This is a genomic window from Providencia sp. SP181 (genome assembly GCF_050446505.1).
In the GTDB taxonomy this organism is placed as follows: domain Bacteria; phylum Pseudomonadota; class Gammaproteobacteria; order Enterobacterales; family Enterobacteriaceae; genus Providencia; species Providencia vermicola.
On the sequence record NZ_JBBPXM010000006.1, the window covers coordinates 1 to 15615 of the forward strand.

14 protein-coding genes and 1 pseudogene are annotated in these 15615 nt (G+C 38.8%); 7 read left to right on the forward strand and 8 right to left on the reverse strand.

The genetic code is table 11. From position 1 onward, the window contains the following. From AABS66_RS11545 to nadC, 7 genes and pseudogenes are all read right to left on the reverse strand, one after another. Positions 1-225: pseudogene (locus tag AABS66_RS11545) on the reverse strand (adhesin); the annotation flags it as partial. Between the two features lie 27 nt (positions 226-252). Next, positions 253-516, reverse strand: coding sequence for a hypothetical protein (locus tag AABS66_RS11550; protein WP_206082676.1), 264 nt, complete (start codon positions 514-516; stop codon positions 253-255). Between the two features lie 288 nt (positions 517-804). Next, complete coding sequence (lpdA, locus tag AABS66_RS11555) at positions 805-2232, reverse strand: dihydrolipoyl dehydrogenase (protein ID WP_206082677.1); 1428 nt, start codon at positions 2230-2232, stop codon at positions 805-807. Positions 2233-2436: 204 nt separating this feature from the next. Continuing rightward, positions 2437-4287, reverse strand: coding sequence for a pyruvate dehydrogenase complex dihydrolipoyllysine-residue acetyltransferase (gene aceF / locus AABS66_RS11560; protein ID WP_206082678.1), 1851 nt, complete (start codon positions 4285-4287; stop codon positions 2437-2439). A 13-nt stretch (positions 4288-4300) separates the two neighbouring features. Then, positions 4301-6967: a pyruvate dehydrogenase (acetyl-transferring), homodimeric type gene (aceE, locus tag AABS66_RS11565; RefSeq protein ID WP_206082679.1), complete on the reverse strand. Its 2667-nt coding sequence runs from the start codon at positions 6965-6967 to the stop codon at positions 4301-4303. A 171-nt stretch (positions 6968-7138) separates the two neighbouring features. Next, positions 7139-7909, reverse strand: a complete 771-nt coding sequence (gene pdhR / locus AABS66_RS11570) for a pyruvate dehydrogenase complex transcriptional repressor PdhR (protein ID WP_206082680.1) — start codon at positions 7907-7909, stop codon at positions 7139-7141. 596 nt (positions 7910-8505) lie between these two features. Next, entirely contained in the window at positions 8506-9408 is a 903-nt protein-coding gene (gene nadC, locus AABS66_RS11575) for a carboxylating nicotinate-nucleotide diphosphorylase (protein WP_206082681.1), read from the reverse strand. A gap of 105 nt (positions 9409-9513) precedes the next feature. Here nadC and ampD point away from each other — a divergent pair, with 105 nt between their 5' ends. The 7 genes from ampD (at position 9514) to yacG (ending at position 15093) form a co-directional block, all read left to right on the forward strand. Beyond that, entirely contained in the window at positions 9514-10050 is a 537-nt protein-coding gene (gene ampD / locus AABS66_RS11580; RefSeq protein WP_272539117.1) for a 1,6-anhydro-N-acetylmuramyl-L-alanine amidase AmpD, read from the forward strand. Positions 10051-10326: 276 nt separating this feature from the next. Continuing rightward, positions 10327-10752, forward strand: coding sequence for a prepilin peptidase-dependent pilin (gene ppdD, locus AABS66_RS11585; protein ID WP_206082683.1), 426 nt, complete (start codon positions 10327-10329; stop codon positions 10750-10752). A gap of 12 nt (positions 10753-10764) precedes the next feature. Next, on the forward strand, positions 10765-12162 hold the full coding sequence (locus AABS66_RS11590; protein WP_430224940.1) for an ATPase, T2SS/T4P/T4SS family: 1398 nt from the start codon (positions 10765-10767) through the stop codon (positions 12160-12162). Between the two features lies 1 nt (position 12163). Continuing rightward, on the forward strand, positions 12164-13342 hold the full coding sequence (locus AABS66_RS11595; RefSeq protein WP_206082685.1) for a type II secretion system F family protein: 1179 nt from the start codon (positions 12164-12166) through the stop codon (positions 13340-13342). 164 nt (positions 13343-13506) lie between these two features. Further along, complete coding sequence (coaE, locus tag AABS66_RS11600; protein WP_206082686.1) at positions 13507-14112, forward strand: dephospho-CoA kinase; 606 nt, start codon at positions 13507-13509, stop codon at positions 14110-14112. Positions 14113-14120: 8 nt separating this feature from the next. Continuing rightward, positions 14121-14879 (forward strand): cell division protein ZapD, encoded by a 759-nt coding sequence (zapD, locus tag AABS66_RS11605; RefSeq protein ID WP_206082687.1) that lies wholly within the window; start codon positions 14121-14123, stop codon positions 14877-14879. Between the two features lie 16 nt (positions 14880-14895). Continuing rightward, entirely contained in the window at positions 14896-15093 is a 198-nt protein-coding gene (yacG, locus tag AABS66_RS11610) for a DNA gyrase inhibitor YacG (protein WP_206082688.1), read from the forward strand. Between the two features lie 84 nt (positions 15094-15177). Here yacG and mutT read toward each other — a convergent pair whose 3' ends face one another. Beyond that, the gene (mutT, locus tag AABS66_RS11615) at positions 15178-15570 is read right to left on the reverse strand and encodes an 8-oxo-dGTP diphosphatase MutT (protein ID WP_272539115.1); all 393 of its coding nucleotides are present in this window, start codon (positions 15568-15570) and stop codon (positions 15178-15180) included. Between the last annotated feature and the right edge of the window lie 45 nt (positions 15571-15615).

Sequence of the window (15615 nt, forward strand, 5' to 3'; positions counted from 1 at the left end):
ATTATCAAAAGGAAACCTCGGTATACCCGGTATATTATCGTCAAAATCCTCTGCGAGGAGCCTGTCTCTATCTTCAATTGTGCGAAATTTAAAGGTTGCTGAAATTTTTAATTTTGAGGAGTCTGAAGATTGAAAATTCCATTTATATGTACAAGGGTACTTTTGCGGATCAATGATAAATTTCCAGCCAGGCGATTTCTCAATCTCCGCAATATCCTTTCTCAATGTAATTAAATCATTTTCAATTAATGTTTATTTAGATTTTAAATCATCCTTAATTGTAGTAGAAGAATCTTGAAAAGTATCGACTTTGTGATTATCAACATCATCATGGATATGAGCTATATTTTTATTATCATATAGATTTTCATGTAAAATATTTTTTAATCCTTCATACCTCCCTGTTAAATCAATATCTTCATGAGCATTATCATAATTATTAAAATAATCATTGAAATGTTCTCTTGGATTGTTTCCCCTTACAGTTATTGTACCTAGGTGTGTCACATCATCCATAAACTAACTTCCTTATTAGTTATAAAAAACAGAATAAAGAAATTAGAATTTAATATTTTTATAGTCAACTAACCGTTATTATTAATAAATATTCGTTAATTAAAATTAAAAACATATTATTTATAAAATGATTAATATCGTTTTTAATAAATAATTGACAGGCACATGCGACTAATTGTTTATATTCACAAAAATAAAAAAAACCAATGTGTTTCCACATTGGCTTCTATACGCTTTGGTGATAAACAGCATACTAGAGATACTGTTTATCTATGCGATTAAAGAAAATTATTTTTTCTTTTTCGCTTTTGCGTTTGGTAAATCAGTAATGCTACCTTCGTAAATCTCAGCAGCCATACCAATTGATTCGTACAGTGTTGGGTGAGCATGGATAGTTAATGCTAAATCTTCAGCATCACAGCCCATTTCAATTGCTAGGCCGATTTCGCCCAGTAATTCACCACCGTTCACACCGACAACCGCACCACCGATAACACGGTTAGATTGCTTGTCGAAAATCAGCTTAGTCATACCTTCTGAGCAGTCAGATGCAATTGCACGACCTGACGCAGCCCATGGGAAAGTCGCAACTTCGTAGCTGATATTTTGTTCTTTCGCTTCTTTTTCAGTTAAACCAACCCATGCAACTTCTGGCTCAGTATAAGCGATTGATGGGATCACTTTCGGGTCAAAGTAATGTTTCAGACCAGAGATAACCTCTGCTGCAACGTGACCTTCGTGAACACCTTTGTGAGCCAACATTGGTTGACCAACGATATCACCGATAGCGAAAATGTGTGGAACGTTAGTGCGCATTTGTTTATCCACGTGGATAAAGCCGCGATCATCAACTTCAACGCCAGCTTTGCCTGCATCTAAGTTTTTACCGTTAGGAACACGGCCGATAGCCACTAACACAGCATCATAACGTTGTGGTTCTGCGGAAGCTTTTTTACCTTCCATAGACACATAAATACCGTCTTCTTTCGCTTCAACTGCGGTAACTTTCGTTTCTAACAGCAGGTTGAATTTTTTGCTGATTTGTTTGGTGAATACTTTAACCACATCTTTGTCAGCCGCAGGGATGACTTGGTCAAACATTTCAACCACATCGATTTGAGAACCCAGTGCATGGTACACAGTTCCCATTTCTAAACCGATGATGCCACCGCCCATAACCAGAAGACGCTCTGGAACTTCTTTCAGTTCTAACGCATCGGTTGAATCCCAAATACGTGGGTCTTCATGAGGAATGAATGGTAATTGAATTGGACGTGAGCCCGCTGCAATGATTGCGTTATCGAAATTGATAGTCGTACTACCGTTTTCGCCTTCAACAACCAGCGTATTTGCACCCGTAAATTTACCCAGACCGTTAACGACGGTCACTTTACGACCTTTCGCCATCCCAGCTAGACCACCCGTCAGCTGATTAATGACTTTTTCTTTCCATAAGCGAACTTTAGAGATATCGGTTTTTGGCTCACCAAATACGATACCGTGCTCTGCTAATGCTTTCGCTTCTTCGATCACTTTTGCAACATGCAATAAAGCTTTTGAAGGGATACAACCCACGTTTAAACAAACACCACCAAGGGTTGAATAACGTTCAACTAAAACAGTTTCTAAACCTAAGTCAGCGCAACGGAAAGCCGCAGAATAACCTGCAGGGCCTGCACCAAGCACAACGACTTGGGCTTTAATTTCAGTACTCATCATGACCTCTTTTTGTTTTGTCCAGCGGTACTGCTGAATAAACGATCTTCCACTGGAAAAGTACACACCGAGAGCAGTTTACAGAATTGTTAACACCCTGAAAAGGCTCATTTCGTGATGTAACTCCCAACCTTTCGTAGCAGCAGCAAAAAATTCTGCCTCAGCCTAAATAAAACAGACCGGCCTATCAGCCGGTCTTATTATTTACATCACTAAACGGCGAATATCGCTCATTAATTGCCCTACTAGGGTGATGAAGCGTGCTCCATCAGCCCCATCGATGACACGGTGGTCAAAGGACAGTGACATAGGCAGGATCAGGCGAGGAACAAACTCGCTACCGTTCCAAACAGGTTTCATTGAAGAACGTGACAGCCCCATAATAGCCACTTCTGGTGCGTTCACGATTGGTGCAAAACCAGTTGTACCGATACCACCAAGGCTAGAGATGGTGAAACATCCGCCTTGCATATCAGCCGCAGTCAGTTTACCTGCACGCGCTTTCTTAGAAACTTCCATCAGTTCACGAGATAACTCTAAAATGCCTTTTTTGTTAACGTCTTTAAAGACAGGAACAACTAAGCCATTTGGTGTATCAACCGCGATACCGATATTGATATATTTTTTCAAGAACAGACGCTGTGCATCTTCAGAAATCGAGCTGTTAAAGCGCGGCATTTCTTCCAGAGCGCGGGCAACTGCTTTCATGACAAAAACTAATGGCGTGATTTTCACGTCCAGTTTTTTCTTCTCTGCTTCTTTATTCTGTTGCTTACGGAATTCTTCAACTTCAGTGGTATCCACTTCTTCCATCAGCGTAACGTGTGGGATCATCACCCAGTTACGGCTCAGGTTTGCACCAGAGATTTTTTGGATACGACCCAGTTCGACTTCTTCAACTTCACCAAACTTGCTGTAATCTACTTTCGGCCATGGCAGCATACCCGGTAAACCACCACCTGCTGCAGCTGGAGACTCAGCACGTTTGACTGCATCTTTCACGTAAGCTTGAACGTCTTCACGCAGGATACGGCCTTTACGACCAGTGCCTTTTACTTTCGCTAAGTTAACACCGAACTCACGCGCTAAGCGGCGAATAACCGGTGTTGCGTGGATGTATGCGTCGTTCTCAACAAATTCATTTTTACTATCAGCTGCTTTTGCAGCTGGTGCTGGTGCTGCTGCAGGTGCTGGTGCCGCTGCTTGAGCAACTGGTGCCGCAGCTGGTGCTGCACCGGCAACTTCAAAAGTCATGATCAGCGAGCCAGTTTTCACTTTGTCGCCTGTCGCAATCTTGATTTCTTTAACAGTACCAGCAAATGGTGCAGGAACTTCCATTGATGCTTTATCGCCTTCAACCGTAATGATTGATTGCTCAGCAGAAACGGTGTCGCCCACTTTAACCATCACTTCGGTAACTTCAACTTCATCACCGCCAATATCTGGCACGTTAACGTCTTTAATTGCAGAGGCTGCTGGAGCTGCTGGCGCTGCTTGTGCAACTGGAGCAGCGGCTGGCGCTGCGCCTGCGACTTCAAAGACCATGATCAGCGAACCAGTTTTCACTTTATCGCCTGTCGCAATCTTGATTTCTTTAACAGTTCCAGCAAATGGCGCTGGGACTTCCATTGACGCTTTATCGCCTTCAACAGTAATTAAAGATTGTTCTGCGGTCACGGTGTCACCCACTTTAACCATGATTTCAGTGACTTCGACTTCATCGCCACCGATATCTGGTACAGCAACGTCTTTTGACGCTGCTGCGCTTGGTGCTGCCGCAGGGGCTGCTGGCGCTTGTGCGGGAGCTGGTGCTGCTGCACCCGCTTCTGCTTCAAAGACCATGATTAGCGAGCCAGTTTTTACTTTGTCGCCTGTCGCAATTTTAATTTCTTTTACCACACCCGCTTGTGGTGATGGGACTTCCATAGAAGCTTTATCACCTTCAACGGTAATGAGCGATTGCTCTGCTTCTACTTTATCACCAACTTTAACCATCACCTCGGTGACTTCAACTTCATCAGCACCGATATCTGGCACTTGGATTTCAATAGACATTGATATTTACCTCTTATGCCAAACGTGGGTTAACTTTTTCTGGGTTAATGTTGTATTTTTTAATCGCTTCTTCAACGACTTTAACATCAACCTCACCACGTTTAGCTAATTCACCTAACGCTGCTACGATGACATAGCTGGTATCCACTTCGAAGTGGTGACGCAGGTTTTCACGACTGTCAGAACGACCAAAACCATCAGTACCCAGTACGCGGTAATCACTTGCAGGTACATAAGTACGAACTTGTTCAGCAAACAGTTTCATGTAGTCAGTTGATGCAACTGCTGGTGCGTCATTCATTACTTGTGCAATGTATGGAACGCGTGGTGTTGCAGATGGGTGCAGCATGTTCCAACGCTCACAATCTTGACCATCACGTGCCAATTCAGTGAATGAGGTTACACTGTAAACATCAGAACCAATGCCATACTCTGCAGACAGAATATCTGCCGCTTCACGAACGTGGCGCATCATTGAACCTGAACCTAACAACTGCACTTTACCTTTGCTACCTTCAACAGAAGCCAGTTTGTAGATACCTTTACGGATACCTTCCTCTGCACCTTCTGGCATTGCAGGCATGTGGTAGTTTTCGTTCAGAGTCGTGATGTAGTAGTACACGTTCTCTTGTTTCTCACCGTACATGCGCTCTAAACCGTTTTGCATAATCACTGCAACTTCATAAGCGAATGCAGGGTCATAAGAAATACAGTTAGGAATAGTCAGTGATTGAATATGGCTGTGACCATCTTCGTGTTGTAAGCCTTCACCATTCAGCGTTGTACGACCTGAAGTACCACCAATCAGGAAGCCACGTGCTTGTTGGTCACCCGCTGCCCACATTAAGTCACCAATACGTTGGAAACCAAACATTGAGTAGTAGATATAGAATGGGATCATCGGCAAGTTGTTAGTACTGTAAGATGTTGCAGCCGCTAACCAAGAAGAACCTGCGCCCAACTCATTGATACCTTCTTGCAGGATTTGACCTTTCGAGTCTTCTTTATAGTAGGCAACCTGTTCTCTGTCTTGCGGTGTATATTGCTGACCTTTCGGGCTATAAATACCGATTTGACGGAACAGACCTTCCATACCAAATGTACGCGCTTCGTCAGCGATAATTGGCACTAAACGCTCTTTAATAGAGTTGTTTTTCAACATCACGTTCAATGCACGAACGAAAGCAATTGTGGTCGAAATTTCTTTTGATTGTTCTTCTAATAATTGGCTGAAATCTGCCAGTGCAGGGATTTCCAGTTTCTCATCAAAAGTTGAACGACGAGCAGGCAAATAACCACCCAGCGCTTGGCGACGCTCGTGCAGGTATTTGTACTCTTCGGAATCTTTTTCGAAAGTAATGTATGGCAGTTTTTCGATTTGCTCATCAGCCACTGGCACATTGAATTGATCACGGAAGTGGCGAACACCGTCCATGTTCATTTTCTTCACTTGGTGCGCAATGTTTTTACCTTCAGCTGTTTCGCCCATACCATAACCTTTAATGGTTTGCGCTAAAATAACAGTTGGTTTGCCTTTGGTTTCTTTTGCTTTCGCAAATGCAGCATAGACTTTCTTCGGATCGTGACCACCACGGTTCAATGCCCAAATTTCATCATCAGTCATATCTTTAACTAATGCTGCAGTTTCTGGGTAACGATTGAAGAAGTGTTCACGAACGTACGCGCCGTCGCGTGATTTAAAGGTCTGGTAGTCACCATCTAAAGTTTCGTTCATTAACTGAACAAGTTTGCCGCTCGTATCTTTACGCAGCAGCTCGTCCCAACGGTCACCCCACATAACTTTGATAACTTGCCAGCCAGCACCGTTAAAGATACCTTCTAATTCGTTAACAATTTTTCCGTTACCTGTTACTGGGCCATCTAGACGTTGCAGGTTACAGTTGATAACGAAAACTAAGTTATCCAGTTTATCGCGTGTTGCGATAGTAATCGCACCTTTAGATTCTGGCTCATCCATCTCACCATCACCTAAGAATGCATATACGCGCTGCGCAGATGTATCTTTCAGGCCACGGTTATCAAGGTATTTCAGGAACTTAGCTTGATAGATAGCATTGATTGGGCCCAGCCCCATTGATACTGTCGGGAATTGCCAGAAGTCAGGCATCAATTTAGGGTGCGGATATGAAGATAGGCCATTACCACCAATTTCTTGACGGAAGTTGTTCATTTGCTCTTCAGTTAAACGCCCTTCTAAGAAAGCACGTGCATAGATACCTGGAGAGATGTGACCTTGGAAGAATACTAAGTCTCCGCCATCATTATTGTTATGAGCACGGAAGAAGTGGTTGAAGCAGACTTCATACAAGGTTGCTGATGACTGGAAAGAAGCCATGTGGCCGCCCAGTTCTAAGTCTTTTTTAGACGCACGCAGAACAGTCATTACTGCGTTCCAGCGAATTGCAGAGCGAATACGGCGCTCTAAGTCCATGTTACCAGGGTATGCAGGCTCATCTTCAACAGCAATTGTGTTGATGTAATCAGAACGACCAGATGCACCAGCAGCAATACTTACGCCGCCTTTACGCGCTTCGCTTAATACCTGTTCGATAATAAACTGAGCACGATCAACACCTTCTTCACGGATGACCGATTCAATCGCCTGTAGCCAGTCGCGAGTTTCAATCGGATCCACGTCATTTTTTAACATATCTGACATGGTGTATTCCTTATCTGTTATCTATTTTATATGGTTATGTGGAGCCTATCTTCCCGCTATTTTCCCAATATTGCTAAAACAGCGGGAAGATAGGCCCTGATGTAGTTGCCGCTTTAACTCTCTTTTAGAGCATTCACAATAATATAGACGCAGCAGTCAGGATCTATATTACTAAGTTAAATCAGGGTGTTGCTGTAACCGCCGTAAAGAACGTTCTCTACGAGTTTGCTCTCGGCTAATATCCAATAGCAAATCTTCAATAAAAGACAGGTGACGGTGAGATGCTTCGCGCGCTTTTTCAGGTTCTCTTGCCATTATTGCAGCAAAAATTTGTGCTCTATGGGAGCTAACCGCGTTATACATCTCTTTACGGGTATACAAAAATTCAAAGTTTTGACGGATATTCTGTTCTAACATTGGGATCATGCAGCGCAATAAATGCAATAGAACCACGTTGTGAGCCGCTTCTGTCACAATGAGTTGGTATTGGAGTACCGCATCTGACTCGGCATCTAACTCGCCGCTTTTTTGCGCGGTTTCGATAAGTTCATAACTTTGACGAATACGGTCAAGATCTTCTTCAGTACCACGGAGTGCAGCATAATAGGCCGCAATACCTTCAAGGGCATGACGAGTTTCAAGAAGATCAAATTGAGATTCGGGATTACCTTCGAGTAACTGAGCTAAAGGATCACTAAAGCTTTGCCACATTTTCTTTTGTACGAAGGTGCCGCCGCCTTGACGACGAGATAGAAGCCCTTTCGCTTCTAATGTTTGAATTGCTTCACGCACTGATGGCCTAGATACGTCAAACTGTTTTGCGAGTTCACGTTCAGGGGGCAGCTTTTCGCCAGGGCGCAATGTCCCTTCGAAAATAAGATGTTCAAGCCGTTGCTCTATTACATCTGATAACTTTGGTTGGCGAATTTTACCGTAAGTCATAATCTGCCATATTCATAAGTGAGTAATTATTGATTACGTATTACCCAGTGTTAATTGGTAATACCAATTTGTTTATGGGCTAATAAAGTAACAAAGTATTCACTATCTGTCCATAAAGACCTTGCGCTAAATCATAAAATCCTGCAAATATTAACAATTTATTTTAAAATTTAGCATGTTTTGATAACTAAACAACCAATGTCGTGAGAGTATTTTTAACATAAAAAACATCATTTACCGATTAAAAATACAAACTGAATCGTAAAAGCAATCATTTTAATGAATAAAAATTCATTAAAAGCAAATTAAAAATCAAATAAAACCTTAGCTGCTCTATTATACTTAAACGTCTCACTTTTTTTGTTTCAAAAATGTTAAAATCACAACTGAATTTACACTTATCTTAAATTCTAACCGCATCTTCAACTCAAATTGGCCCGCTTTCTATAGAATAATATTGATGCTTTTAAAAATAATATGCCAATACTTCCACTTTATGAATGCTGATATAAATCACTTAATGAGAAATAAAAGAACTGTATGATGAAATTGAGCAATACAGTTCTTATATCAAACTTTGATAGCGTAATGATGCTCTAGGAATGGTTCTCAACAAAACGCATTGATAAGTCCATCGCTTGAATATGTTTAGTCAAAGCACCCACTGAAATAAAATCAATGCCAGTTTCTGCAAATTCTTTTATTGTTTTTAGTGTCACATTACCTGAGACTTCAAGCGCAGCCTTCCCTGCAGTTAGCACTACAGCCTCTTTCATCATTGTCGGTGTAAAGTTATCTAACATAATGATGTCTGCGCCTGCTTTTAGCGCTAGAAGTAACTCATCTAGGCTTTCCACTTCAATTTCAATAGGTACTTCAGGGTGTGCTTGTCTGGCAAGTTCAACCGCCATATCCACCGAACCTGCTGAAATAATATGATTTTCTTTAATTAAATAGGCATCTGACAATCCCAAACGATGGTTAAATCCCCCCCCCATAAGAACAGCATACTTCAATGCAGTTCTTAGGCCAGGAATCGTTTTGCGAGTATCAAGTAGCTTGGCACGAGTTCCTGCAATCTCTTTTACATATATCGCAGTTACTGTCGAAACCGAAGAGAGTGTTTGGATAAAATTCAGCGCAGTCCGCTCCCCTGTTAATAAAACTTGAGATGGTCCCTGCATTTCACATAACACTTGATTTGATGTGACGGTATCACCGTCTTTCACTTTCCAATCAATTTTAACTAGCCCGCCTAATTGAAGAAAGACTTCTTCTAACCATTGTTTACCGCAAAAGATACCGTTTTCCCGTGTAATAATACGGGCGGTTGCAATCGCGCTTTCACTAAGTAGCTGCCCTGTGATATCTCTTTTATAGTCAACAACCTGTCCAAGGTCTTCTTTTAATGCAACTGTCACCATAAAAGGGATATCAACTGCTAATCGCTCTAATAGAATGCCGCGTCTTTGCTGTTCATCATAACGCCGTATAGCCATTTCTTTCTCCAAAATATGCTCTCGTCTTATTGTATCTATGCTAATCTTTCCATCCAAAGATAACGAGCCCTGACAAAAAGAAGATAGAATACTATGGATAACGAGATGAAAATACATGATGGTTGGTTAAATAATGTGACTCATATCCCCTCACCGCATCATGATCAACGCCCTGATGGTGTTACTCCCTCTTTGCTTGTTATCCATAATATTAGCCTTCCTCCAGGTCAATTTGGTGGGCCTTATATTAATCAATTATTCACGGGGGTTTTGAATCCTCAAGAACATCCTTTTTTTGAGGAAATAAAACACCTTCGCGTTTCTGCTCATTGCTTAATTCGCCGTGATGGCTCAATTATTCAATATGTTCCTTTTCATTTACGTGCTTGGCATGCAGGGCAATCAAGCTACCAAGGAAAAGAAAAATGCAATGATTTTTCAATTGGTATTGAGCTAGAAGGCACTGATTTTGAGCCGTTTACTGAATCACAGTACCAATCTCTCGCGACTTTAACCCAACAACTTATTACTCAATATCCATTGATTGCCCATAATATTACGGGTCATAGTGATATCGCCCCTTTACGTAAAACCGATCCTGGCCCATTTTTTGATTGGCAATATTATAGAAGCTTACTTTAAAATTAGTTTAATCATATATAGCAATGAAAATTAATTATTTTTTAATTGCTATATATTTATTATTCTTAATACATCCATTTTCCTTTAATTAAAGAAATTAAAAAAGGCCAATATTAAAATTAAATTATATTTTGCGAAGCCGATCGATAAAAAGTGTAATAAACCATCAATTCATTTATTTATCTACAAAGCGTTTCGCAACATCATTTACAATGAATAAAATATAGAGAAAAATAGCTTTATGATAAAACCTCACTTAACAACAGAGGTTTTATCATGCGCCAACAAGGATTTTCACTTATCGAAATAATGGTTGTTATTGCAATAATATCTATACTTGGTGTTATTGCTATTCCTGGTTATCAAAGCTATATGCAAAAGGCTGCAATGACCGATGTCCTGCAAACCATTTTACCTTACAAAAATAGTATTGAAATATGCCACTTCAATTTCGGTAGTCTATCTCAATGTAATAGTGGCAACGATAATATTCCAAATAATATTTCAGGGAAACACATCAAAACCATTGATGTAAAATCAGGTATTGTGAAACTGAGTGGAGATAAAACATTATCAGATCTTAATATTACACTAACACCTGTTGTCACAGGTAATAACTCGCCATTTAAATGGAATGTTGCTTGCGAAATAAAAGACAATACCAATTTAAAATCTTTATGTGAAAAAACGTTTAGTTTTTAATTAGGGGTAATTATGAATATAACGAAAGATAACCACTTTATATTTAAAGAACTAAAAAAACTATGTGATAAGCACTATATTATTATCGTGGATTATAACCATAAAAGATTATCTATAGCCACGGTTAAAAAACCTGATGATAATCTTATGGCAACTCTAAAGTTTATTGCTAGCGTTCCTGTTTGCTATGATATTTGGCCTAAAGAAAAGGTTGATCATTACTTCAATAGTGTAATACATCAAATCAAAGAGGAGGATATCCCTTACCAACCTAAAGAAGCAGAGACATTAAATATTACATCCCCTGCGGTTGATTTTGTTGAGAATTTACTTAAAACCGCAGTTCATAAACGCTCATCAGATATTCATCTTGAGCCATCCAAACAGGGGTTAAAGATTAGGATTCGTGTTGATGGGAAACTTTACTTTCTTCCTTCAGCACCCTACGAAATTAACAATGAAATCATTGCTCGGCTAAAAATACTTTCCAAAATGAATATTGCGGAAAAAAGACGTCCACAGGATGGACAAATGAATTGGTATTTTGATGGGCAAAATTACAGCATACGCCTTTCTAGTATTCCCACCTTATATGGTGAGAAACTCGTATTAAGAATTCTTAATACTCAATTAAAATATTCATTAGAGCACATAGGGATGTGCTCTTCCCTTCTTGACTCATTAAAAAGATACTTAAATCAGCCTCAGGGTCTAATCTTAGTGACAGGCCCTACAGGCAGTGGCAAAACAGTGACTTTATATAGTGCCCTGGAATTTTTAAATCAATCTTCTCGGAATATTTCAACAATAGAAGACCCAATTGAAATTCCTTTGCAAGGAATTAATCAAATACAGGTTCATGAAAAATCCGAACTTAGCTTTGCTTTTATTCTTAGAGCACTATTACGCCAAGATCCCGATATTATTATGATTGGTGAAATAAGGGATGAAGAAACCGCCCAAATTGCTACTCGTGCAGCGCAAACTGGCCATTTAGTTTTATCTACATTGCATACTAATTGTACTGTAAGCGCTATAGAACGTATGATCCAGCTTGGCGTAGAAAAAAAACAATTAATGTCTTGCTTAAAAATGGTGATAGCTCAAAGATTAGTACGTAAATTATGTCCTAAATGTAAAATACCTACACCATCAAAAACTCAGCTAAATAGAGTGTTAACGATTAATGAATGGAGGTCTAAGGGATGTGAGCACTGTTTTTCTGGCTTTATGGGAAGAACAGCTGTTTATGAGTACATTGACCAGCAAATAATTCAAGATTTACAGGAGCAACAAGGTCGTAATATTGTAAATTTTGAACGTCTTTTTCAAGCAGGTATCAAGCTCATTGAATCAGGGGAAACAACGTTACAAGAAATTTACGCCATTGTTGGCAACGAGGGGGCTTGAAATGTTCATTTATTCATATATTGCACTCAATGCTCACAACCAAATAATTGAAGATACCTTGTTAGCTAAAAGTAAAAAAAAAGCTTTTCTTATTATTACTGAAAATAACCTTATTCCATTGAAAATCAAAATTAAAGCGATTTTTAATTTAAATCACGCCTGTATTAACTATCGGATACATTTCTTTCATCAACTAGGTGCCTTAACATCATCTGGGATAACACTAATACAAAGCTTAAAAATACTTTCAGAAAATTGCCACCTTCCTTTTTGGCGTCACTTTATTAAAAATTTGATTCTACATATCGAAAAAGGGGAGCTTTTTTCCGATTTTTTAAAGAATCATCCACAAATTTTTAGCAGTACAATTATTAGCCTTATCATTGTTGCAGAAAAGACAGGTAAATATGATGAAAATTTTAATACGATTAGCTTTATGTTAGAACATAATGAAAAAATCTCTGCATTGTTCAAAAAAGCCATACGTTATCCGCTCACTCTCTGTCTATTTTCAGGTATGTTACTATGTATTATGTTTTTGTATGTCATTCCTCAATTTAAAGAAATTTACGATAGCTTTCAACAGGAGCTACCTCTATTAACACAAGCTATGCTTTACGTATCCGACTTTATAAAAGAACAATTCACATATTTTTTATCAGTTATTTTCGTTCTTCTAATATTTACACTAAAAATAAATAAGCATCAGCACTTACAACATTTTTTTTCACAACTGCCAGTATTCAAAAGTTTAATCTCCTATCATTATCTAAGCTTGTATTTTCTAACAGTATCATCCACATATAAAATCGGCCTTCCGCTAATTGATTGTTTAAAATGTACAATACAAACAATCAATAATAAGCAATACAAAAAAGATTGTGAAAATATTCTCTCTGCTGTTCTTAAAGGTGGGACACTTTCAAATGCAATGAAAGAGACTGTTTTATTCCCAAGTTTAGCAGTTCAATTAATCGCCGTTGCTGAAGAATCAGGTAAACTCTATTATTTTACAAGATACCTATTTAAGTTCTACTCCGAACAATACATGCTCCATATAGAGAGAAAAGTGAAAAACTTAGAACCTGTCCTTCTTGTATTTATTTCACTCTTAATTGGCATCATTATGCTAGCTATGTATCTTCCAATATTTAATCTAGGGAATGTTGTCACTGGATGATAGTTTTTAATAATATCTATCTCATATTATTAAGATACTCTAACCATATAGAATCATGTTATATAAGTATTTTTAACTATATTCATTCAAGTTAATTTGAGTGAAGACAAACGGATAATTTCAGTGTAATCTATTTTTATTTTCTATAAGTGATCGAAAAATTTATGCCTTATATCGTTGCTTTAACAGGGGGAATTGGGAGTGGTAAGACGACCATTGCAAACAACTTTGCTAAATTTGGTGTCCCCATCGTCGATGCTGATGTAATAGCTCGCCAAGTTGTAGAGCCGAATACCCCTGCTTTTGACGCTATCAGGTCACACTTTGGTAAAGAGATTATTTCTTTAGATGGCACGCTAAATAGAGGCCTTTTAAGAGACATTATTTTCTCAAACACTAATGAAAAAAAATGGCTAAATACACTTCTTCACCCCTTAATTCAGCAAGAGACGCAAAAACAGCTCTACCAAGACAATTATCCTTATGTTTTATGGGTTGTTCCTTTATTAATCGAAAACAACATTTCTCATTTAGCAGATAGGGTATTAGTCGTTGATGTTACCCCTGAAGAACAAATTCAACGTACAATAAAAAGAGACAATATAAGTCTCGAGCAGGTCAAAAATATATTAAATGCACAAGTTAGCCGTGAAAAACGATTATCTTATGCTGATGACGTTATTACAAACCATACTAAAGACACCAGCATTCAAGACAAGGTAGCAAATCTTCACAATAAATATTTAACACTAGCAAAAATAAAACCATAGGAATTAAAATGGGCGAACTAGCAACTACAAATTTAATCACTTATGAATATCCAATGAATGAAAAGATCCGTTCTTGGTTGCGCCTTGAAACTCTTTTATCTCAAATTTATGAGCTCAGCAATATCACCTCCTACTCTTCTGGTATCGCATTTTTTCGTTCAGTCTCAGAACTTATTGAAATTCTAGATAGAGGCGAAGTCCGTTCAGATCTTATTAAAGAGCTTGAAAAACAACGCACTCGCTTATCAAATTGGGCTAGCGACCCTAATGCGGACAATCAACTAATTAGTTCATTACTCACTGATTTATCAGATAAAATATCTCACTTAATGTCTGCACCTCGCTTTGGTCACCATTTACGAACAGATAAAATTATTAGCATGGTTCGCCAAAGACTAAGCATTCCCGGTGGCTGCTGTAGTTTTGATTTACCTACATTACAATTATGGTTAAATATTCCAAAAAATGAACGAGATAAAGCCATCAGTGGCTGGCTTCAAAGTCTCGATCCTTTAAATGATGCTTTAAAAACAGTTCTGTCATTAATTCGCCAATCAGGAACGTTTGAAACTAAAGAGTCATTTAATGGCTTTTATCAAGATAGTGTCGAAGGTAAAGAGCTACTGCGCATAAAATTGCCCGCAGAAAACTTTATTTACCCACAAATTTCAGGTCACAAAACACGCTTTGCTTTACGTTTCCTGCATATCGATAGCGAGAATGGTATACTCCCTGATATGATCCGTTTTGAATTATCTTGCTGTTAAAGTAGAGAAATGTTTTATGAGTGAAATTATTGAAGTTAACTGCCCAACCTGTCAAAAAGTTGTGATTTGGAATGAAAGCAGCCCTTTTAGGCCTTTTTGCAGCAAGCGTTGCCAGCTCATTGATCTTGGTGAATGGGCCAGTGAAGAGAAACGCATTGCAAGCCAGAGCGATATCTCTGAAAGTGATGATTGGAGTGAGCAACCAGATAACTAGCTTTATATTTTTATAAAGTGGAAAATGTAACCTCTGTTTAAACTTGTATATTTTCCACTTTATTTTCAATGTATTAAAAAATTATTACTGTATAAGCATCTCTACAATAACACGGTTTGCAGGTGGGAACTCATTCTCAACCAATGCTTTTTGTTCTACCCAGCGTGAATCCTGCCCTTCTTTTCCATAAGGTTCATTATCCCACGCAGAGACAATAAAGAAATAAAGCGTAATAATTCTATCTTCAAACTCATGATCTACACGGTGAAATTGTTCATACTGAGTGGCAATAATCCCGACTTCTTCCTCAAGCTCACGAATCAAGGCAGCTTCAGGTAATTCACCTTGTTCTAGCTTTCCGCCAGGAAACTCCCAAAAGCCAGCCATATGTGTGCCTTCTGGTCGTTTAGTAATAAAAATTTTTTGCTGGGAATTACGAATAATTCCAGCCGAGATATGCAGATGTTTTTTTTTCATAATCTTTTCGTCAAAAAGGCGGGTTACCCCGCCTTTTTTATATTA